17 protein-coding genes are annotated in these 20,907 nt (G+C 40.8%); 2 read left to right on the top strand and 15 right to left on the bottom strand.

Features of this window, described 5'->3' with window-relative positions; genetic code table 11:
* Positions 1-137 precede the first annotated feature (137 nt).
* Positions 138-1,049 (bottom strand): hypothetical protein, encoded by a 912-nt coding sequence (locus ACWXWT_RS14005; protein ID WP_456042194.1) that lies wholly within the window; start codon positions 1,047-1,049, stop codon positions 138-140.
* Positions 1,050-1,289: 240 nt separating this feature from the next.
* Here ACWXWT_RS14005 and ACWXWT_RS14000 point away from each other — a divergent pair, with 240 nt between their 5' ends.
* A complete protein-coding gene (locus tag ACWXWT_RS14000) occupies positions 1,290-3,047 on the top strand; it encodes an acyl-CoA dehydrogenase C-terminal domain-containing protein (RefSeq protein WP_456042193.1) in 1,758 nt (585 codons plus the stop codon).
* A gap of 189 nt (positions 3,048-3,236) precedes the next feature.
* Here ACWXWT_RS14000 and ACWXWT_RS13995 read toward each other — a convergent pair whose 3' ends face one another.
* The 13 genes from ACWXWT_RS13995 to ACWXWT_RS13935 all read right to left on the bottom strand — a co-directional run bounded on the left by ACWXWT_RS13995 (position 3,237) and on the right by ACWXWT_RS13935 (position 17,112).
* Positions 3,237-3,401, bottom strand: a complete 165-nt coding sequence (locus tag ACWXWT_RS13995) for a hypothetical protein (protein WP_456042192.1) — start codon at positions 3,399-3,401, stop codon at positions 3,237-3,239.
* 101 nt (positions 3,402-3,502) lie between these two features.
* Positions 3,503-3,847 carry a hydrogenase maturation nickel metallochaperone HypA/HybF gene (locus ACWXWT_RS13990; RefSeq protein WP_456042191.1) on the bottom strand — a complete coding sequence of 115 codons (345 nt, stop codon included), beginning with the start codon at positions 3,845-3,847 and terminating at the stop codon, positions 3,503-3,505.
* Positions 3,847-4,854 carry a hydrogenase expression/formation protein HypE gene (gene hypE / locus ACWXWT_RS13985; RefSeq protein WP_456042190.1) on the bottom strand — a complete coding sequence of 336 codons (1,008 nt, stop codon included), beginning with the start codon at positions 4,852-4,854 and terminating at the stop codon, positions 3,847-3,849. Before hypE ends, ACWXWT_RS13990 begins: the two co-directional genes overlap by 1 nt.
* Positions 4,844-5,971, bottom strand: coding sequence for a hydrogenase formation protein HypD (hypD, locus tag ACWXWT_RS13980; RefSeq protein ID WP_456042189.1), 1,128 nt, complete (start codon positions 5,969-5,971; stop codon positions 4,844-4,846). Before hypD ends, hypE begins: the two co-directional genes overlap by 11 nt.
* On the bottom strand, positions 5,968-6,210 hold the full coding sequence (locus ACWXWT_RS13975) for a HypC/HybG/HupF family hydrogenase formation chaperone (RefSeq protein WP_456042188.1): 243 nt from the start codon (positions 6,208-6,210) through the stop codon (positions 5,968-5,970). The genes hypD and ACWXWT_RS13975 overlap by 4 nt, the downstream gene beginning before the upstream one ends.
* Positions 6,211-6,212: 2 nt before the next feature.
* Positions 6,213-6,932, bottom strand: a complete 720-nt coding sequence (hypB, locus tag ACWXWT_RS13970; protein ID WP_456042187.1) for a hydrogenase nickel incorporation protein HypB — start codon at positions 6,930-6,932, stop codon at positions 6,213-6,215.
* 227 nt (positions 6,933-7,159) lie between these two features.
* Positions 7,160-9,529 carry a carbamoyltransferase HypF gene (gene hypF, locus ACWXWT_RS13965; protein WP_456042186.1) on the bottom strand — a complete coding sequence of 790 codons (2,370 nt, stop codon included), beginning with the start codon at positions 9,527-9,529 and terminating at the stop codon, positions 7,160-7,162.
* 54 nt (positions 9,530-9,583) lie between these two features.
* On the bottom strand, positions 9,584-11,521 hold the full coding sequence (locus ACWXWT_RS13960) for a NiFe hydrogenase (RefSeq protein ID WP_456042185.1): 1,938 nt from the start codon (positions 11,519-11,521) through the stop codon (positions 9,584-9,586).
* Positions 11,508-12,062 (bottom strand): HyaD/HybD family hydrogenase maturation endopeptidase, encoded by a 555-nt coding sequence (locus ACWXWT_RS13955; RefSeq protein WP_456042184.1) that lies wholly within the window; start codon positions 12,060-12,062, stop codon positions 11,508-11,510. Before ACWXWT_RS13955 ends, ACWXWT_RS13960 begins: the two co-directional genes overlap by 14 nt.
* 5 nt (positions 12,063-12,067) lie before the next feature.
* Positions 12,068-12,733 (bottom strand): Ni/Fe-hydrogenase, b-type cytochrome subunit, encoded by a 666-nt coding sequence (gene cybH, locus ACWXWT_RS13950; RefSeq protein ID WP_456042183.1) that lies wholly within the window; start codon positions 12,731-12,733, stop codon positions 12,068-12,070.
* A 31-nt stretch (positions 12,734-12,764) separates the two neighbouring features.
* On the bottom strand, positions 12,765-14,468 hold the full coding sequence (hyaB, locus tag ACWXWT_RS13945; RefSeq protein WP_456042182.1) for a nickel-dependent hydrogenase large subunit: 1,704 nt from the start codon (positions 14,466-14,468) through the stop codon (positions 12,765-12,767).
* A gap of 2 nt (positions 14,469-14,470) precedes the next feature.
* Entirely contained in the window at positions 14,471-15,607 is a 1,137-nt protein-coding gene (gene hyaA / locus ACWXWT_RS13940) for a nickel-dependent hydrogenase small subunit (RefSeq protein ID WP_456042181.1), read from the bottom strand.
* Between the two features lie 578 nt (positions 15,608-16,185).
* Positions 16,186-17,112: a diguanylate cyclase gene (locus ACWXWT_RS13935; protein ID WP_456042180.1), complete on the bottom strand. Its 927-nt coding sequence runs from the start codon at positions 17,110-17,112 to the stop codon at positions 16,186-16,188.
* A 624-nt stretch (positions 17,113-17,736) separates the two neighbouring features.
* Here ACWXWT_RS13935 and ACWXWT_RS13930 point away from each other — a divergent pair.
* Entirely contained in the window at positions 17,737-18,594 is an 858-nt protein-coding gene (locus ACWXWT_RS13930; protein WP_456042179.1) for a CLCA_X family protein, read from the top strand.
* 85 nt (positions 18,595-18,679) lie between these two features.
* Here the strand turns inward: ACWXWT_RS13930 and ACWXWT_RS13925 are convergent, their stop codons facing one another.
* The gene (locus ACWXWT_RS13925) at positions 18,680-20,812 is read right to left on the bottom strand and encodes a DEAD/DEAH box helicase family protein (protein WP_456042178.1); all 2,133 of its coding nucleotides are present in this window, start codon (positions 20,810-20,812) and stop codon (positions 18,680-18,682) included.
* Positions 20,813-20,907: the final 95 nt, after the last annotated feature.

Below are 20,907 nucleotides of genomic sequence, written 5' to 3'. Positions count from 1 at the left end.
GTCTCTCAGGTATTCCACTTCTGTGTTACATCGATTTAAAAGGGAACAACCATTTCTACATCAATGTGCCTTGAATTGAAAAACCTGAGAGACTCTGAACTGACCAGATATTTAATGAGATTGGTATAATAGGTAAATTATTTAGCCGTTAACGCCATAACTTGCTGACAATAGGCAAGGTGATGACGAATCGTATCTAAAAACTGCGATGCTTGGTAATCGACTAAGTACCAATAGCTGGCGCTATGTTGTGGGTCTTCATTGTAAAACAATGCTTCAGCAGTCAGTAAATCTTCTTGGCTCGCATATGATAACCAATGCACGCTGGGTAAATTACTTAATGCAGCCAAAAGCGCATATTGCATATCTAGGTTAATAGGGCGCTTAGTTGTGACTTGCAGGGCTAGGGTTTGTGCCGTCGAAAACTTAATGTTGTTTGGCTTTTGCTCTCGTTGTCGAACGACATCACTCAGTAGCACTTCAAATGGATTGATATCAGGCATTTGTGTACCAGCATCAAGTTCAACTTGTACTGTTGCTTCGTTAATCCATAATTCAGGCCAAATTATATTGTCACTGGTTAATTGCAGCCCTAATGCGAGACGACGTTCCCCTAACCAGTTATGAACCATACAGGGTAAATAAGCGTCAGCAGACATGTCTTGTGGACGTTGTAATGACGGCATCAATGACATCCGTTGTACATTAACGTGTTTAGCCACAATCGACATTAAAAAAAGGGTCACTAAGCCTGATGACGGCCAACAATTTAATTGATTTTTCAAAGTATTGGCTACTTGTGTGAGTAACATTACTAAATGTGTGTCACCTAGGCTATTATTGACCGTAAAGGCATCAGCTGAGCCAGCGTAAGGGCCATTACAGATATTGATAACATTATCGTCGTCATGCTGTGTGCCATTAAAAATAAAGCTGTGGCCAACTTTTGCTGGTTGCCAATCACCATGGGCATTGCCAATGATGGTCACTTCTTGGTACGACTCAGTCGCAGTGGTTAAGGGAATGGCTGAGTCATTTTGTGTTTGCATTACGTTTTATTCGCTTTTATCTAAAATAGGTCAAAAGACCATGACAATGTCACCTTAGTAGGTGATAAATCAATGGGCATAAAATAATTGTAACTCATTGATACTGTGATAGGTCGATAATCTTTATAAAAGTGCTTTTGTCTGTAGTGAGGTCAAAATTAGGTTAAAAAACCTTTTCTTTTTGTAACGCTTTAGTATAAATTAAAACAACTGTTTTAATTATTTGTTTAAGAGACTCTTATGAACCCATACCAAGCCCCGTTAAAGGACATGCAATTCTTGTTGGAACAGGTATTTGATGCCAAATCAACGTGGGAGCAACTTCCTGCCATGGCTGATGCTGTTGATATGGATACTGCGTCAGCCATTTTAGATGAAGCGAATAAGATCAGCCGTGATCTGCTTCACCCTTTAAACCGCAGCGGCGATGAGCAAGGTGTGGTTCATAAAGGCAATGACATTATTACCCCCGATGGCTTTAAAGAAGCGTATCAACAGTTTTCCGACGGCGGATGGGTAGGGCTTTGCGGTGAGGCCGACTTTGGTGGCATGGGAATGCCTAAAATGCTTGGCGTATTAGTAGATGAAATGAGTTACAGCTCGTGTAATTCGTTTACCTTATACAATTCTCTGACTGCCGGTGCAGCATTGTGTATTAACGCACACGCCAATGACGAATTAAAGCAAACCTATTTACCTAATTTATATTCTGGCCAATGGGCTGGCGCAATGGACATGACTGAGCCACACGCGGGTTCAGACCTAAAAGGTATCCGTACTAAAGCAGAACCGCTTGATGATGGCAGTTATTCTATAACCGGTAACAAGATTTTTATTACTGGTGGTGACCATGATTTAACTGAAAACGTGATCCATTTAGTGTTGGCAAAACTACCAGGTTCAAAAGGTATCTCGTTATTTATCGTGCCTAAAATTAACGTAAACGCAGACGGCAGCTTAGGCGAACCTAATGGGGTAACCGTCGGTTCTATTGAACATAAAATGGGCCTTAAAGCGTCGGCTACGTGTGTCATGAACTATGACAATGCCAAAGGCTTTTTAGTGGGTAAACCAGACCGTGGTTTAGTGTGTATGTTTACCATGATGAACTACGAACGTTTAGCCATTGGTTTACAAGGCTTAGGTAACAGCCAAGCCGCTTATCAAATGGCCAGTGACTATGCTAAAGAGCGTTTACAGGGCGTTGCAGCAACAGGTTCTGCAACGGGTGCCACATCAGACCCTATTATTGTACATGGCGATGTACGTCGTATGTTGTTAACGATCCGTGCAATGACAGAAGCGGGTCGTGCCTTATCGGTTTACACTGGTAAGCAATTAGATTTAGCAAAATATGCCAGTGATGATGTACAAACAAAAGCAGCAAGATACGTGGGTTTATTAACGCCAGTATCCAAAGCATTTTTAACTGATCGCGGTTTAGATGCTACCGTGATGGCGCAGCAAGTATTTGGTGGTCATGGGTATATTCGCGAAACTGGCATCGAGCAGTTTGTGCGTGATACTCGTATTGCACAAATTTATGAAGGTACTAACGGTATTCAAGCAATCGACTTTTTAGGCCGTAAAATTACGGGTGATAATGTCGCGACCTTGACAGAGTTTGTCGCTGAAGTGAATGCGAGCCTTACAGAATTAACTCAAGCAGATTCTGATCATAAAGCCACAGTTAGCCAAGTGTTTGCAGAATTGTTGACCACGGCTAATTACATTAATGACAACAAAAAAGTCCAACCTGCATTAGTGAACGCTTGTGCTGTCGATTTTTTAGATGCCTTTGGTTATGCCTTATACGGTTATTTCTGGTTGTTGATGGCTGATAAAGCTTCAAACCATGAAGATAAAACCTTTGCAGCGCAAAAACAATTTGTCGCCGATTTCTACATGGACAAATTATTATCCAAATCTCAATATCATTTGTCACAAGTTAATCAAGGTGATAAATCAATTATGGCAATGCCAGCTGAGATGTTCTAGGGTGATTGTTTGCAATTGAATACATCGCGTTGTTAATACTACAAAGCAAGAAGCCTTCCAATGGAAGGCTTCTTGCTTACAGCCACAAAAATCTAGCTGAATTACACCCACTGCAAATACGACCAGATGGATGTACCTTAACGCTAGTAAGCCTCAACAACGAGGTTTAAAAGCTGAGTTAAGCCCTAATTACTTGCTACGTTTCCAATAGATAAATGCAACAATGGCCACGAGTGCTATTGCTGGGGTTAATTCATATAAATGATGAAATAGCCCAACACCACCATGTCCCTCATGTGCCATAGCAAGAGATGGAATAGTGGCAAGAATAAAGGCAAGTGATAAGTATTTCATGGTGTGGTCCTTTTGTTGTGTTTGCTTTTTGTTGTATATCATTATGAGTATTAATCGAGTTTGGTTTGTGTATAACGTTGTTAAAAGCTTATGGTTCGAATTTATGTATCTAGCACCAGCTGCATTAGCATCATATCTTCACCATCAATAACGATAGTGTTATTACCACCACATGCAGGGCATATTACTGTACGTTCATCAACTTGTGATTGCGTATCACAGGTTCGACACTGCAAAATTAACGGTTGAATATTCATTACTAATTTGGCGTTATGGCATACTGTCTCAAGTTTGAACGTATCAAATGCTTGGGATAATAACGCTGGCTCAACGCCACTTAATATGCCTATTTTTAGTTCAACTTGTTCGATACTGCTAGCCTGATTTTCCAATGCGAGTGATTCACATTGCTCCATCAGCGACATTACTATCGAATATTCGTGCATTAACAAATCCTCGGTAATAATTCACCTTGCGGTAAATCTAAGTAACGACGGCTCCCCCAAGGAGTGTTTAGAATCACTTTACCTGGTTGCTGCTCAGTGACTTGACCAATAATGGCTGCATGTTCACAGTGGCCATAACGCTGCATGACTTCAATTGCACCTTCTGCAATATCCATCGGTACCGACAACACAAATGTACCTTCATTAGCCAGATCATAGGGTTCAAAACCAAATAGCTCGCATAACCCTTTTACTTCATCACTGACAGGAATGGCAGCTTCATCAACCGTAATGCCGACATTGGAAGCAACGGCCCACTCGTTTAATACTGCTGAAATGCCACCGCGAGTTGCGTCACGCATAGCATGAATTTTTACATTAGCGGCCAATAGTTGCTCAACAATAGGCCATAATGTATCGCAGTCACTGCACAATGATGACTCAAGGGTTAGGCCATCACGGGCCATTAAAATGGCGGCACCGTGTCGTCCAATATCTCTGGATACAATAATGGCATCACCCGTTTGTAAACTGCCTGCTGAAATATCAGGGTTTAAAATACGGCCGACACCAGAGGTATTAATAAAGAGCCCGTCGGCACAACCTTTTGGCACCACTTTAGTGTCGCCGCATACAATTCTGGCTCCCGACTTATGCAGTTCTTCCGCCATACTGTTAACAATGGTGGTTAAGTCTGCAATCGGAAAACCTTCTTCAATAATAAAACTGCAGCTGAGGTATTCTGGTTGAGCTGCCATCATGGCCAAATCATTGACTGTGCCGGCCACGGCTAATTTTCCGATATCTCCACCGGCAAAAAATAACGGTGACACGGTAAAAGAGTCGGTAGTGAAAGCGATAGGGCCGCACATATTTAGCTTAGCGGCATCTTCTTGTGAAGCCAAAATTGGATTATTAAATGCATTAAAGAACAGATCAGTAATCAACTGATTCATTTCTTTACCGCCACCACCGTGGCTAAGTTGAATAGTTTTCTTAGTTGGCATGATTTACTTCTCCGTAGCGGTAATAGGCATTACATGCGCCTTCTGAACTTACCATACAGCTGCCAAGTGGTGTTTGTGGCGAGCAACCTCTGCCAAACACTTTACAGTCTTTAGGGTTAGCCAAACCACGTAAAATATCGCCACACATACATGCTTTATGGTCGTCAATTTCAACAGTGGGTAATACGTGGGCGTAAATCCGCTCAGCATCGCGATGTTGATACTCTGGGCGTAGCGTTAGAGCCGATTTGGCGATGGGGCCAAGTCCACGCCAGCGGAAGCTATCACGCACCATAAAATATTTGTCTACTAGCTGTTGGGCGGCAAGGTTACCTTCGTAACTTACAGAACGGCTGTATTGATTGTCTAACTCGGCTTTGCCAGCCACTTTTTGTCTCACAATGCGCAAAATAGATTCCATTACATCAACAGGCTCAAATCCGGACACAACAACTGGAGTGTGGTATTGATCTACCGTGGATTGATAAACCCGAGAGCCACTAATTACACTCACATGAGCAGGGCCAATAAATGCATTCACTTTGCTGCGACTGTCAGACATCACAGCATCAATGGCTGGTGGAACAAGCACATGATTGATATGAAATAAAATATTATCAATTTTTTGCGCTTCAGCTTGGGCCAATAGCGCAGCGGTCATTGGCGTTGATGTTTCAAAACCAATGGCGAAAAATATAACGGTTTTATCTGGGTTCTCACGAGCGATGTCGAGTGTATCTAATGGATCGTAAATGGGGCGAATATCACAGCCTTTAGACCGAAACTCAGCCAAACTGCCTTTAGAACCCGGCACTCGGATCATGTCACCCAATGTTACTAAAATAATATCTTCTTGTGAGGCTAGGGTGGCAGCATGGTCTATTCGCTCTTTAGGCATAATGCACACTGGGCAACCAGGGCCATGAATAAAGTGAATATTGTCTGGCAATAATTGCAGTAAGCCGTATTTCATGATGGTGTGAGTATGACCGCCACACACTTCCATGATATTAATTTGTTCAGTCGTTTTAGATGCTTGTTGAGCAATTAATTGTGCTAAATGACGGATTGTCTGAGGATCTCTAAATCCTTGATAAAAGTCATTAAGGCTAATCATGACTCAGACTCCAGTTGCATTTCTGCGACGATTTGTTGATATAAATCGAGGCTTTCTTGGGCATCTTTGTGATCAATTTTATTCATGACAAAACCGATGTGGATCAATACAAAGTCCCCAATTTCGAGAGGGTCACATAATAAATGGCAACTCACTCGACGCTTAACGCCAAGCGTGTCAACCGTAACGGTTGCATCATCGTGAATCTCAACAACTTTTGAAGGTACAGATAAACACATTGTTAAAACTCCTTGTGCTCATCAAACCAAGTGGCCAATGTTTTCATTGAATCAGAATTTTTCACTGATACAACAAGTAATTCGACATTGGGGTTTAACTTACTTAGCTGAGCTTTAGCTTCTTCGACACTAAAATCGAAGTAAGGTAATAGGTCAGATTTAGTGATGACCACTAAGTCTGCTCGGCGAAACATCACTGGATATTTTTCAATTTTATCGTCGCCTTCAGGCACAGATAGCAACACGATATTTTTATGGGTGCCTACATCATAACTGGCAGGGCACACAAGGTTACCTACGTTCTCAACGAAGCAAATATTGATATCATCTAACTTGATATGATGTAGCGCACCATGAACCATAAAGGCATCTAAATGGCAGGCAGAACCGGTTTGAATTTGAAAAGCATCAATGCCCTTAGCTTTTAAACGATCGGCGTCACGTGAGGTTTCTAAGTCACCTTCAATCACCGCATAGCGTGCATCTAAATACTCGTGTAAACATTCCAATAGGGTCGTTTTACCACTGCCAGGGCTACTCATTAAATTGTAGGCACTGACTTGATGCGCAGCAAAATGATCGCGATTATGTTGAGCTTCAACGTCATTTTTATCTAATATTTTATGAATAACCGCTAAAGTTTTTTTATCGTTTAGCTGAGGATTACTATGGAGAGTATGGCCGTGATCTTCAGTTATTGAACAGCCGCAATCTTTACACATATTTATTTCCTTAACCTTGTCATTATGCTTATTTGTTAGTGTCGTTTAAGTGACGTTTTGATTCTTTGATACATATCAGTTTTTGTCATAAACACTGTGAACAAGCCTATTGTTGAGCTATTAATGTGATCAATGCCGCACTTATTTGATGGCATTGGTTCGTTTTAACTATTTAATATTAACATGTTGATTACTAAGTAAATTAATGCAATTAACCCTAGGGCTATTTATTCTGCTATGTGATGTAAGGCATACCAGAGTTGACCCAATGCGATACCGCCATCATTTATGGGCACATGCCCACTGTTTAAAAGCACTCGGCCACCTTGATGACAATCATTAATACAGTGAGCGAGTAAAGTTTTATTTTGAAATACTCCACCACAAAACACCTGCGGAAGCCAAGAATACTGTTGCCCAATAAGGTTTAGTTGTTGGGCAATAGCACCAATAAAATGCTCACAAACACGTTGTTTAATGACCTTATTATGTGGATGTTGTAGTGTTACATTGACCAGTTGAGTAATAAAGTCACTGCTATGCCATTGCACCGATTCATTTGCATGGTGAGGCAACGTATTAAGTGGTACTGATAAAGAGGGTTCATCAGGACGTTTGGCACAGTCGTTTGCGGCTGCTTCAATCATCATGCCTGCTTGGCCTTCATAGGGTGAATCATCAATAAAGTCTAAAGCAACGGCAAGCGCATCAAATAGCCGGCCAACGGATCGACATTCAATACAATGGCTGTTGTTATGCCAAAGCTGATACAAATTAGTGACAGTTTGCTTACCCAAGTTTTGTATTGCTGTAATGGGCAGGGCAATGACTTGATTTAACGTTAATTGTTCAAATAATAATGCTAATAGGATCCTAACAGGTTGCTTAATGGCCTGTTCTCCACCAATTAATTTAAATGAGCTAAAGTGTGCCAGCGTGGTAAAGCCGTGTACGTCGGCTAGCATGACTTCGCTACCCCATAAAACACCATCTTTGCCTAAGCCTGTGCCATCAAAACTGAACCCTAACACCTGTTCTGTACGTTGATGTATCGCCATTACTGACAGCACATGGGCAAAATGATGTTGCACACCAATACAGTGCGATGAAGGTAAGTTATGCGCTTTTTGAAAATCGACAGCCCATTGTGTTGGCGCATATTGGGGATGGTTATCATGCACAATATAGTTAGGTGCGAAGTCGTACAAACGTTTAAAAGTGGCTAAGCTTTGGTGAAAATATTGTTGAGCTTCAAGACTAAATAAATCGCCAATGTGCGGTGATACAATGAGATTGTTGTCAAAACCAAATGCAACAGTATTTTTTTGTTGAGCTCCAACCGCAAGAATGCTGCTTTGGCTGTCGCAGAGTTGTGATGAATGAAGGTTGATGGTTAAGGGCGCATAGCCTCGAGCCAAACGAATGACTTGCAGTTGACCTTCAACCACTTGTACCACACTGTCATCACAGGCATTTATAATTGGCCGGTCATGGTCGAGGATACCATCTATCACATGGCTAAGATGCCGTTCTATTTCTGCGCGGTCGCCTATGATGGGTTCACCACTGCGATTAGCACTGGTCGCGACAATAGGCTTATTGAGTTGTTTCATTAATAAATGATGCAAAGGGGTGTATGGTAAAAATACCCCAAGACGATCAATATCTGGTGCCAGCAAAGGACTCAGAGCTATATCGGTATCTTGGCGTTTTTGCATCAAGGTTATCGGCTTTTCTGCACTGGTTAACACTTGCCATTCGGTTTCTGTGCCACTCACACATAATTGTGCTTGAGCTAAATCTGTTACCATGATCGCCAATGGTTTAGCAGGGCGTTGCTTACGTTTACGCAGAGATGCAACAGCATCATTATTAGTGGCATCACACACTAAATGGAAGCCACCTAAGCCTTTAACGGCAACAATACCACCGCGGTTTATCATCTCAACCGCTTGTTCTAAAGCTATCAGCATCGAGGAATCATAAAGAAATTCTGCGTTATCATTTAGGGTGCTAAATGATAATTGTGGTCCACAATGTGGGCAACTTACTGGTTGAGCATGGTAGCGTCGATTAAGTGGGTCGGTATAAGCTGCGTGGCAGGCATCACACATAACAAAATCAGCCATTGCTGTATTGCATCTATCATAAGGCAGGGCATTAATAATAGTGTAGCGCGGACCACAATTGGTACAATTGGTAAATGGGTATTGATAATGACGATCATGAGGATCGTTAATGTCATTGAGACAATCTTGGCAAATACTTTTGTCGGCTGAAATTGCAACGTTGGCATGTTCATCGGCCGAATGTTGACTGCCGATAATACTAAAATCGCTAAATGAGCTTAATTGCAGTTGATAGGTATGCTCAATCGCATCAATTCTCGCTAAAGGTGGTGGAGATTGCGTTAGGGTACTAATAAATTGTGCTATGTGTTCGCTTTGGCCTTGAAGCACAATAGTCACCCCAAGGTGATTATTAAGCACAGTACCCACTAACGTTAACTCATGGGCTAGCCTATATACAAAGGGACGAAATCCGACCCCTTGTACAATGCCTTTTACAACAATGGTGACTTGCTTTAATGATTTCATTAATGCTTTATCTCACACAAATAAGTAACAGCTGATATACCATCACGATACCTGCTATCCACGTCTTTGTTTGAGATATAGGCCACCAATTGCGATATTCACGCCATCTAAATCCAATAATGGATTGACCACCAGCGGGAAGTTTTTACCAATGCGTATTTGCACGCGGTCCATTAACACCGGATTTGCAAATTCACTGCCAGCAATAACCAATTGCTTAACACCAATATTTTGATCCAAGTGTTCTATCCAATGGCTTAAGTAATCTGCAAAAGAATCATGAAATGCAAAAGCGAGTTTGGCTAAATTGGTCTCGCCAGCAATTTTGAAACTCATTAGTGTGCCTAACGTTTTACACCAATTAAGACTTCTATGGGCTGCGCCTTTGGTCAAAGGGAAATCAATACGTGGGGCATTGTTGCCATGATGCGACATTGCCAATGCGACAAATTTATCAGCCAGTTCTGTCACGGTCACTCGTTGCGCTGTTTTTACCGGATACGCACCAATAACAAGCGTTGCAACTGCCATGAGTTGTGACAAGGTGCCATCACTTTCATGTATTTGCAGATCCAACAATTGATTATATTCGGCAGGGAATAACTGTTTAAATTTATCCAACAAGCTTTTTTGTGGCGACTCAGATAAACAATGGCAGATTTCATAACCTGATGTTGGCAGTCTGGGCATTTCAAAAAATAATTCAGCTTCACTCTGGCCATCAAGGGTGACAATTTGACAGTCGTTAATCGTGCTGAAATAAAATACTGCTGCATTTTTAACAAATTGTGCCTTGCGATGATGTTCTTCAGGATCAAACCTTAACACTGCTGCATTTAATGCACACAAACTGGTGGAAATATCGCTGCTCATTTTATTGAATGGCAGGTTTTTTTCGCTTGTATTAACTTGCCAATCAATATGTGTTTTGGTGACATTAGCGCTAAATTTATGATGATTATCTTGGTAATCACGTTCATCATGTAAGCAAGTCACGTTAGACGCCAGTGCAATAGTGCCATTGCAAAGTGTTGTGATGGGCAGCCAATGTTGGTTTATGCTCGCTAGACGTAATGGACTATCCAGACAGTCATCCGTCGTTGCCTGTTGTTCAGTTATTTGGTTCACATACAACCAATGAATGCCTTTTTGGCGAAGCATTTCGGTTAATATCACCAATAAGCGATTTTCAGCAAATTGAATATCATAAAGCGGCGCTAATAAGCTGGGGTGATCGCTACTAGGCCTAACTCTAATTAATGGCTTTTCAATACTAGACAAGGCCAACACTTGGCTGTCATTCACACAAAAATGGCTATTTAATGAATTTGGGTTACACACTAAAATACGTGGACGTTGATAGTCAGTCGTGGTCTCTGTCGGTGCGTCAGTCGGTGTTAATGGGGCAACATCATTTGCGGTACTTGCCTCACTCTCGTCGCTAATGATTGTCGTTTGTGGGGTTAACGATAATGCGATCCCCAAATTAGGTAAAGGCAACGTTTTATCGATTAATAAACGAGCTGCCATCGCGTTAATATCAGTGCGTGTTAACGATTTTAAGGCACAGCTCAATTTTTCATGGCCCAAACAATGATGGCAATGCAGGTTAATATCACCAAATAAAGGTTGTTGATTATCGCCAAATAACGGTTGGCAATGCTGACAAAAATACAGCGGTAAACCCAAATCGTTATTTGTTAGTACCAGTGGCTTTTGTTGACCTTGGTGTTTTTCAATACGTTTGATGCGAGTATCGAGTAACCACACCGACAACAAAAAGTCGCTAGCAATATCATCTGCCAAGGTTTCGAGTTCAGCTTGTGTCGCAAAGGCTTCAATAAAATAACAAATGGTATTTGTTTGAGGATTAGATTCGGTGCCAATACTGATATTGAGCTCACGGCGATTAAGATATTGGTTACACAAGTGCTCATATAAGGGCACAGGCCGTTGACAAACAAAATCAAATCGAATGTTATGCATCGACATAGCAACCTCGCTTATAAGCATCAGGGATCACCTGATCAATGGTTATATTATTAACAATGTGTTGACTAAACCCTAAGCTCGTCATATGTGTTAATAATGCGCGTTCCATTACTGGAATAGCAGCATGTAAACCTGGTGTGAGCCCCAAAATCATTGGTTCAAGCACCGTGGGGGTGACACCAAGTACAAAGGTATGTGGTCTATCGCCAACCATATCCATCATATTGAGTGTTTGCAGCATTTCCACTTCATGAGCACTACCTTGCCAATCAATCTCAGCAGGGGCGTGATCAAAATCGAAAAAGTACACTTCACCAGGTTTTACACCAACGCTATTCACCGTGTCGACCACGATCATATGATCATACCGGCTAATCATCGGAATAAGACCTTGGGCCAAAGTGCCACCGTCGACAATATCTAAGCTGTCTGTTTGATGGCTAAATTGGTATTTATCTTTGATATAATTGACAAAATGAACGCCGACTCCTTCGTCGGCGTACAATACATTGCCTATACCTAACAGCAATATTTTTTTCACGCTAGTTAGTGATCCTTATGGTAATCATAGCCAGATACAATTGAATCTACTGAGTTATGTTTAAAGCGAATACCAGACCAAACCGCCATATACACATGGATGACAACAAAAATGATGAAAGCCCATGTTAAGTAGTGGTGAATGATTCTTAGTGGTGCTAAACCACCACAAAGCGCTGTTAACCATGCCGATACATCACCTAGCATTCCACCGACACCTAAATGGTATACATTGGCATAAAGCACTAAGCCTGTGATACAGATAATCAATGCTACAAATGAAATCGCGACATAAGTAACAAACTGCAGCGGGCCATAAATGCCTGCCTTGTTTAAATGTCCCATCCATAAGTACGATTTTAATTGCACAATCCAGCTGTTTACACTTAGCACATCTTTAAATGATTTTCTTTCAATGTCATTACGACTAAAGAAATACAAATAAAATCGTACCAAGGTAATACTCGTCAATAAAAATCCAAAGACAATATGTGCAAACCTAATCCAACCTTGTACCAGCACATCAGTGCTGGCAGGCGCGACTAAAAAAGGCCACGAGATATAAAATCCAGTGATCACTAATACCAAAATAGCCAAGGCACGTAACCAGTGAAATATTCGAATCGCTGGAGTAAATATTAGCTGCCGCTTATGGGTTGCAATATGTTCCATACTTTTATCCCTCCTATTCCGTTACCTCTGATTAAAACCCATTTGGATCAATTTTAAATTGGCCTAAGGTTTCTTTTTTGTAATCCATAACATGAACTGAACATGCCATACATGGATCAAAGGAATGAATAATACGAATGACTTCTAATGGCTTAGTTGGATCTTCAAGTTTCAGACCAATCAACGAGGCTTCATAGGGGCCCATTTTACCGTTGGCATCCACAGGACCAGCATTCCAAGTAGTAGGAACGACAGCCTGGTAGTTTTCAACTTTGGCATCTTTAATACGGATCCAATGACTTAACATACCGCGAGGTGCTTCAATCATTGAGTGTCCTTCATAAACAACATTAGGATCAATCTCAGGTTTTACGTAGGTCGACTCATCCGACTGCATATTGACCAAAAGCGCATCAAAGGTTTTTAAGCTGGCTTGGCCAACAAGCACCGTTTGCAACATACGTGCAGCGGTACGACCTAACGTAGTAAATAAGGCTTCAAGTGGTAAACCCGTGCGAGCCAATAAACCATCTACAGCATTTACAACGGGTTGATTACCGCGAGCATAGTTAACTAATAAACAGGCTAAAGGACCCACTTCTAGCGGTTCATCTTGGTAACGAGGAGATTTAACCCAAGAATACTTACCCGTTTCATCTAATGTGGGTAATTTTCCGTAAACCGTATCGCGCTCAATAAAACCGGTGTAATCAGGAATGGTTGTTCCTTGATACGGGTGTTGAGGGCCATCGGCTTTGTACCAAGCATGAGTAACATCTTCTTTAATCAAGTCTGGATCAATATCTAATACATTGGCTAAATCGCCATTCAATATCACCCCTTGATTAAATAAATACTCTCCGTCGGCTGTGATAAAATCTTCACCAGACAAGAAGCTATTGACATTTACGCCACCCAGCACACTGGCTTCACTGCCAAATGCTTCTGCAGCCATCACAATATCGGCTTGATAAGCACGTTCAATAAAGTCTTGAACAATCGCATGCTTTTGTTTCCACTCTTGTAAACGTGCAGGGCTTAACATATCGCGTACAGACGTCACACCGCCTACAACAATAGACTGTGGATGCGGAGATTTACCACCAAAAATAGCCAACATTTCAGCAGCAACACGTTGCACTTCAAGTGCTTTTAAATAATGGGATAACGCAATAAGGTTTTGTTCAGGGGTAAAGCGATAAGTGCCATTGCCCCAATAGGCATTGGCAAACGGGCCAAGCTTACCGGTTTCAACTAACCCTTTAACACGTGCTTGAACGGCTTTTAATTCGCCTTCGCCAGCAGCAATAGGGGCATCAGAATATTTCATTGCCACTTGTGCAGCTAAAGCAGGGTCAGCGCTTAACGCAGACACTACATCAACCCAATCTAAACCGTGTAAGTGGTAAAAATGCACAATATGGTCATGCATATATAATGACGACTGCATTAAACTACGTAGGTATTTAGCGTTAAGTGGAATTTTAACACCTAAGGCATTTTCTACCGCTTCTGTACCACAGCGATAATGCGAATAAGTACAAACACCACAAATACGTTGAACAATTAAGCCAACATCCATAGGTGTACGGCCTTTTAAAATAACTTCAATACCACGCCATAAAGTCGACGAAGACCAGGCTTTAGTAATGACATTATTATCATCAACTTCAACTTCGACACGTAAATGGCCTTCGATACGGGTGATAGGGTCGATAACGACACGTTTACTCATGATTAGTCCTCCAAAGGCTTAGCAAATACGCTAGCAACTGCATGGGCGCCAATACCAACAACGGTAGCACCTAAAATAACCGCTCCAATAGTGTCTGCGGTGGCATCAATGCCATGTAAAAGTTGGCGTCCAAGTGGCTTTTCAAAGTCCGCCATGTCATCCCAAAAGTTGGGTTCGGAACAACCCATACAACCATGACCCGCTAGCACAGGCCAACTTGTATGGTGGTTAAAACGCTCAGTTGGACAATTGTTATAAGTATATGGACCTTTACAGCCTACCTTATAAAGACAGTAGCCTTCTTTTGCCCCTTCATCACCAAACTCTTCAACAAATTCACCAGCGTCAAAGCGACCGCGACGTTCACAGTTATCATGAACTCGAGCACCGTAAGCCCATTTGGGACGATTAAACATATCCAGAGCAGGTAACTTACCGAACATAATGAAATACATTAACGTGCCGACAATGTTCTTTTCACTCGGTGGGCAACCACCTAAGTTAATTACCGGTTTATCAACCACTTCATAAACACCTTTTGCTCCCGTTGGATTGGGGGCAGCGGCTTGTACACCACCAAAGGCCGCACATGTACCTACAGATACAATCGCAGCTGCATTTTCTGCGGCTTCTTTTACAATGTGTAACCCAGTGTGGCCTTTACAGCCCACAGTTAAAAAGGTGCCATTATTGGCGGTCGGTACTGCACCTTCAACTGCCAGTAAATAACGACCTTTATAGGTTTCCAAAGCGTGTTCTAAATTTTCTTCAGCTTGCCAACCCGCGGCTGCCATCAATGTTTCGTGATACTCAAGCGAGATATGATCGAAAATTAATGTGTCTAGGTTGGGGGAGTCGGTACGAATTAACGACTCTGAACAGCCAGTACATTCGGCCAAATGTAACCAAATCAACGGAACCCTATCTGCTAATTCAGCCGCTTCCGCGACCAAGTTAGTAAAGGGTAACGGCAAGGCGAACATTGCTGTAACCGAAGCGGTCCATTTTATGAAGTCTCGACGAGATATCCCGATATCGGCCATTTTTTGTTGTAATGACACGGGCTGACGTTGGGCAAATTGTCGTAAATAATCAAGGCGCTCTTGACCCTGTTTATAAAGGGCTGCATGTGTGTCCATGTTGATACCTTCTGCTTAAGTAGCTTTATGCTAATAATTAGTTGCAATCTATCCACATCAATTTTAGAGATCGGTAAATAATCAACTTTGATGTAAATCAACTTGTGAGAATTCTCCTTACTATGACTAAGGTCTTAACGAAAGTTTTATGATTTTGATCAAGTTAACAAATTTGAAGGCGGACAAAATGTCGCAGATCACTCTTTTAATGAAGATCATACTTTGGAGAGATATGTGAATGTAATAGTGAAAAACTGTGCAATTACTGAGCTAGCGAGTGATTTTTGCACACATTCAACGAAATATTGACGTACCACGAACGTAAATTGTCATGATAAATGTGACTAAAACATCACAAAAAAGGGTCAAGCGAAGCCTGAAAAAGTGCAAAAAAGGTAAACGAAAGTCATAGTATTTAAGATATTTTTGTATGGTTGACCGTGTTTTAATGATGCCGATACGTTTAAGGTCACAAAAAATATTGATTGGCATCATTATGGTGCAAACAGACCCTTTGCGAGTAACGTTATGTTAATCATGTAATCGTACAGAGTGTGAATTGCAGCAAACAATAGACGTTATTGTTCATGGGCAATTTGGTTTCTTCCGGAACTTTTTGCATTGTATAACCAACCATCTGCTTTAGTAATAAGGTGGGTTTTATCAATAGACTGTTTGGGTTTTATGGTGCTTACGCCAATGCTTACACTGAGTATTAATTGTTTTTCTGCAAACAAATCCGACGTATTTAAGCGCTCAATATCCGCCATAAAGTGCTCCATTCTGGTAATCGCGGTAGGTAAATCTGTTTGACCGAGAATAATAACAAACTCGTCGCCTCCAAACCTTGCCGTTAAGTCACATGGTCTTCTGCTGTAATTGGCTAAAATTGAGCTGAGGGACTTAAGGCATTGGTCACCAAAAACATGACCAAAGTTGTCATTAATCTCTTTAAAGTTATCAATATCAATCAGCGCAACGGAAAGCTGGTTTTGGTTTCTAAGGTGTTCTTTCCATTGTAAATCATAAAAATCATCAAATTTTCTTCGGTTAGCAATTCCTGTAAGTCCATCAATGGTTGCTAACCTTTCTACTTCTTTTTCAACAAGTTTTCTGCGAGTAATATCTTGATGAACAACAATAAAGTATTGCACTTGTTCTGCAATAAAAGGGGTGATCCTTAAAATAAACCATCGTTTTTCGGTTGGGCTGTGGCAAGGATACTCATGTGTAAAAGAGCTCACCCTTCCTTTAATGACATCATTTATGCCTTTAACTACAATCGACGCATCACTATCACCCTCTATTGCGGCATTTCCACAGGATTCAAGGTAATTAGTCTCTAACCAGTTAAATGAAACATTAACGCCGTTTTCAACACCAAAATTAATCCAGCTTTGATTAACAAATAAAATGATACCCGCTTCATTAACGACAGCAATTTGCTCGGCTAATGAATCCAAAGCTTGCTTGAAGAAACTCTGCGTAAATGTCCTTTTTGGCATATATGACCTTCAATTATTATTTATTAATTAACACTTAAGGTTTGTCGGCAAACCAGTAAAGCAACAAAGTTTAGTTAAAGTGAGTAAATAGACCTCATACTGAATACAACAATAGTCAGAAAAACTGATCATATAAAACTCTACAGTATTTAATCACACCTAATAGCATCAAAAGCGTTAGCAGGGTGATGGCTTACGCTATTATCAACATTGTTAAGGTAAAGCTTAAATGAGTATAATCGTCATCGGCCCAATGCCAATAACATTAAGGATAAAAATCAATCTGCTGGGTCATTAATCGTGATAATGAACCTTTGCCATACTAACGCAACATATTGGCAAATCATTTTGTGCTAATTTTTATCAGTTAACCAAAGGGATTTTTGCTGGTGGCCTTAATAACCATACTCACTATTGGGCTAGTTGATTAAATAACCACTAAATCAAATAAAAGCAATAGGTTGCATTTTACTAATATAAGTGTTTATTGGTTCAATGCTTGCTTAAATTATGGTTTTGTTGGTTTGTTTATCTGTGGTTTGCATGGTTAAATCGGGCTGATAAACAAAAAGCGCTTAAATCTTTTGTATTTAGCATCTGTTTTAGTATAACCAAGAGGTTTGTTTGGCTTCACATCACTCGTTATTAAATCATCAACGTCATTTTGAACGCATTGGCCCGAACTACCGTAATGGCGAGTCTGTTAGCTTTTTAGACATTAAACACACTTTTGGCCTACAACACATTCGTGTGGGTAAGTGGGTCAATCGAGAAGAGTCTGCATTAGCCGCCAATTTGATATTTGATTCGCTAGCCGACTTAGCCAACATTCTTGGTGTACCACCGACATTACTTGGCTTACGAGGCAGCTTACGCTTTGCTTTTGGTCACGGCGGCCAAAAAGGAGTACAAGCTCATTACTCCCCAGCTTTTCGAGAACTGGCCTTAGCCAAAAATGCTGGAGCAGGGGCGTTAGCGCATGAGTTTTGGCATGCGTTCGATCATTACATCGCCGACAAAATGTTTATCGACGATAGTCTGTTAAGTCCAGATGGTTACATGAGTACATCGAACCGATATGCTTGTGCAACAGACCATTGGCTTGGCGATAAAACATTAATTGCCCATCCGCTCAACCAACAATTATCGACGTTATTTAATATCACGTTTTTAACGGCAAATGGCCAAGAACCACACGACTATGTGAGCCGCTCAATTGCGTTAGATAAGCAGCAAAAATGCCACTACTTTGCCAAACCTACAGAAATGATGGCACGCGCCTTTGAAGCCAGCATTGAAATGTACTCACAAGATATTGCTAACATATCCAATCCATATTTAGTGAACAGCACCATCAACTCAGCATTAGCACAACACGGCGCTTACCCTGATGCACAGCACTGCCGTGAAATTTACCAAGCAATGCTGGCGTATTTTGAACCATTGGGGCTCGCATTTGATAAGCAACAAGGTGGTGAATAGGCTAACACCTTTTAAAGGTGAGACCTGTTGTGAGAAATATCCTTATCGATTTAACACCCAAAAGTGGCCTTTGAGGATATTGTCTCTATGCAAAATCAGAGTCGGTTAAGATTTGCTTTAACCGAGCAAAGGTTTTCATTGAATCATTAGCAAGTATTGGTGGGTATGTAAGGTTATTGGCATTAAGTTGATACTGACCGTTAGCGAGTTTACTCACTTTACGCAATAGGTATTTGTTATCACCAGTATTGTCTTGAATTTCAATTGCCATGATTTTTCCAGTAATTGAACCTGCATTAATTGCTGTAACGCGCTCTAATAACAATAAATCACCGTCTTCAATTGGGTTTTTACCGCCGTTCATCGAATTGCCACTGGCGGGCGCGATAAAATAAATTGATGGATCGAGTTTACTGAAACTCGAATTTAAGCTCATCGTTTCGCTGTTTTCATCGGTGCCTGTTTTAAAGTGGCCGCATGCAATTTTTAAATTGGGATAAAAATTCACAGAGGTTAATTCATTTGTGGATTTGCCAATTGGCAACGTGACAACCTCTGCAACGTGTTTAGATATAAGTGATTTATCTTTAGGTTTTTCTGTTCGTTGACTATATCGAGCAAGCAACAACTCACTTAGCTCACGCATACAAGTGGACAACATTTCAATATCAGTGTTTTTAATGTCAATGTTGGCATGTAAACGATCATTTTTAACGACAAACCAAGGTTGAGGATCCGATTTGTTTTGTTTGCATAGAAAAGTGATTGGCATTCCGACCCAATATTTACGCCATTTCCCGGAGTTTGCATCAACGTCTTTTAATTCGGGTTTAACATCTTGCCCCCATAATTTGGGGTAACGCTTAAATACTTGCCAGCTCTTTACGCAGATAACATCAATCGTGGGTGGATTATTCAATCCATCTAATTCTATGAATGCTTCAAGTAATATTGCTTTGAAACACTTACTCATGCTGGCTTTTTCAACACCTAAACTTAAAAATTCTGTATAGGGTTGTATATATTGTAAATTAGCATTGTCAGGTTCTTGATTGGTGACAAGCCCAAACCAACTTTCATGCTGCTTGATTAACTTGCTCCAGTTAAACCCACTGTGAAAAAACTCTGTCGCCGTTGGTCTATGGCCTAGTTCTTCTTTTAAACGTTGGTAATGGCTGGTGGCTTTTGTGTAATCAAGTTTTAATTGCCGCCAAAAATCGATAAGTTGTGGATCTATATTGATAACACAATCGGGATGTATCTTAGGTGCATTAAGTTGCTCTATGGTTTCTTTGGTACTAGCTGTTTGCAGTAACGCCATTGGCCGATTTAAAAAGCTAATATGATTACCAATAAAGTCGATAACCGAAACAAAAGTTTTATTAGTATTAGGTGACGTACGTAAACCACGACCTAGTTGTTGTAAAAATAAGATTTTTGATTCAGTAGGTCGCAGAATTAAAATGGTATCAATTGAGGGTAAATCGGTACCTTCATTAAATAGGTCTACTGAGAAAATAACTTCAATTTTTCCCAAGGATAACAAGTTTAACGCTTCGCCCCGCCTGATCTCTGAATCACTATGTACAGAAACGGCGTTAATACCTCGATCGGAAAACCATTTCGCCATAAAATCTGCATGGGCCTTCGACACACAAAAAGCTAAGGTACGTTGCTGTTTATGAATTTCCCAATGGTGGAAAACATGTTTAGCTCTATTATGCGTGGCAAATTTGTTGTCTAATGCTTTGGGATCAAACTTGCCATTACGCCATGGTAATTCACGATAATCTACCGTTTCGTCATTGATTCCTCGGTAACGAAACGGCACTAAAATCCCTAATTCAATACCATCAATGATGTTTTTTTCATAAACCAAATTGTTATCACACAAGGATAAAATATCCGCTTGGTCGGTTCGTTCTGGTGTCGCAGTTAAACCCAATAAAAATTGTGGCGTGAAATGGTTCAATAATGCCTGATAACTTGATGCACCTGCGTGATGAAATTCATCAACAATCACATAATCAAAGTGATTTGGGTTTACTTTATTTAGATATTTTTGTTTGCCTAATGTCTGAATAGATGCAAATACAATATCGGCATTAAGCACCTTAGTCGTAGCGTTAAAATGTCTACTCACAAACATGGGCAGTAGTGTTTTAAAGGTGCGCTCAGCTTGTAATACAGGGCAAGAGCATGAAAATTCACTTGCCAAATATGACCGTTTCAAGGTAGTCGGGATTACGATTGGCCTTCATTTGTTTTGCTCTTACTCCTTTCTTAAAGGTAATTTCTGATTGAAGTCGATTC

It is taken from the genome of Shewanella sp. A22, assembly GCF_053850585.1.
This window is presented reverse-complemented; position numbering and strand designations above follow the sequence as displayed.

What these genes read in the sequence shown, in the direction of transcription:
- ACWXWT_RS13990 (WP_456042191.1), bottom strand. Translation starts at nt 3,847, where the DNA reads ATGCACGAATATTCGATAGTAATGTCGCTGATGGAGCAATGTGAATCA.
- ACWXWT_RS13960 (WP_456042185.1), bottom strand. Translation starts at nt 11,521, where the DNA reads ATGTCGATGCATAACATTCGATTTGATTTTGTTTGTCAACGGCCTGTG.
- hyaB (WP_456042182.1), bottom strand. Translation starts at nt 14,468, where the DNA reads ATGAGTAAACGTGTCGTTATCGACCCTATCACCCGTATCGAAGGCCAT.
- hyaA (WP_456042181.1), bottom strand. Translation starts at nt 15,607, where the DNA reads ATGGACACACATGCAGCCCTTTATAAACAGGGTCAAGAGCGCCTTGAT.
- ACWXWT_RS13975 (WP_456042188.1), bottom strand. Translation starts at nt 6,210, where the DNA reads ATGTGTTTATCTGTACCTTCAAAAGTTGTTGAGATTCACGATGATGCA.
- hypB (WP_456042187.1), bottom strand. Translation starts at nt 6,932, where the DNA reads ATGTGTAAAGATTGCGGCTGTTCAATAACTGAAGATCACGGCCATACT.
- ACWXWT_RS13935 (WP_456042180.1), bottom strand. Translation starts at nt 17,112, where the DNA reads ATGCCAAAAAGGACATTTACGCAGAGTTTCTTCAAGCAAGCTTTGGAT.
- cybH (WP_456042183.1), bottom strand. Translation starts at nt 12,733, where the DNA reads ATGGAACATATTGCAACCCATAAGCGGCAGCTAATATTTACTCCAGCG.
- hypD (WP_456042189.1), bottom strand. Translation starts at nt 5,971, where the DNA reads ATGATTAGCCTTAATGACTTTTATCAAGGATTTAGAGATCCTCAGACA.
- ACWXWT_RS14005 (WP_456042194.1), bottom strand. Translation starts at nt 1,049, where the DNA reads ATGCAAACACAAAATGACTCAGCCATTCCCTTAACCACTGCGACTGAG.
- hypF (WP_456042186.1), bottom strand. Translation starts at nt 9,529, where the DNA reads ATGAAATCATTAAAGCAAGTCACCATTGTTGTAAAAGGCATTGTACAA.
- ACWXWT_RS13995 (WP_456042192.1), bottom strand. Translation starts at nt 3,401, where the DNA reads ATGAAATACTTATCACTTGCCTTTATTCTTGCCACTATTCCATCTCTT.
- ACWXWT_RS14000 (WP_456042193.1), top strand. Translation starts at nt 1,290, where the DNA reads ATGAACCCATACCAAGCCCCGTTAAAGGACATGCAATTCTTGTTGGAA.
- hypE (WP_456042190.1), bottom strand. Translation starts at nt 4,854, where the DNA reads ATGCCAACTAAGAAAACTATTCAACTTAGCCACGGTGGTGGCGGTAAA.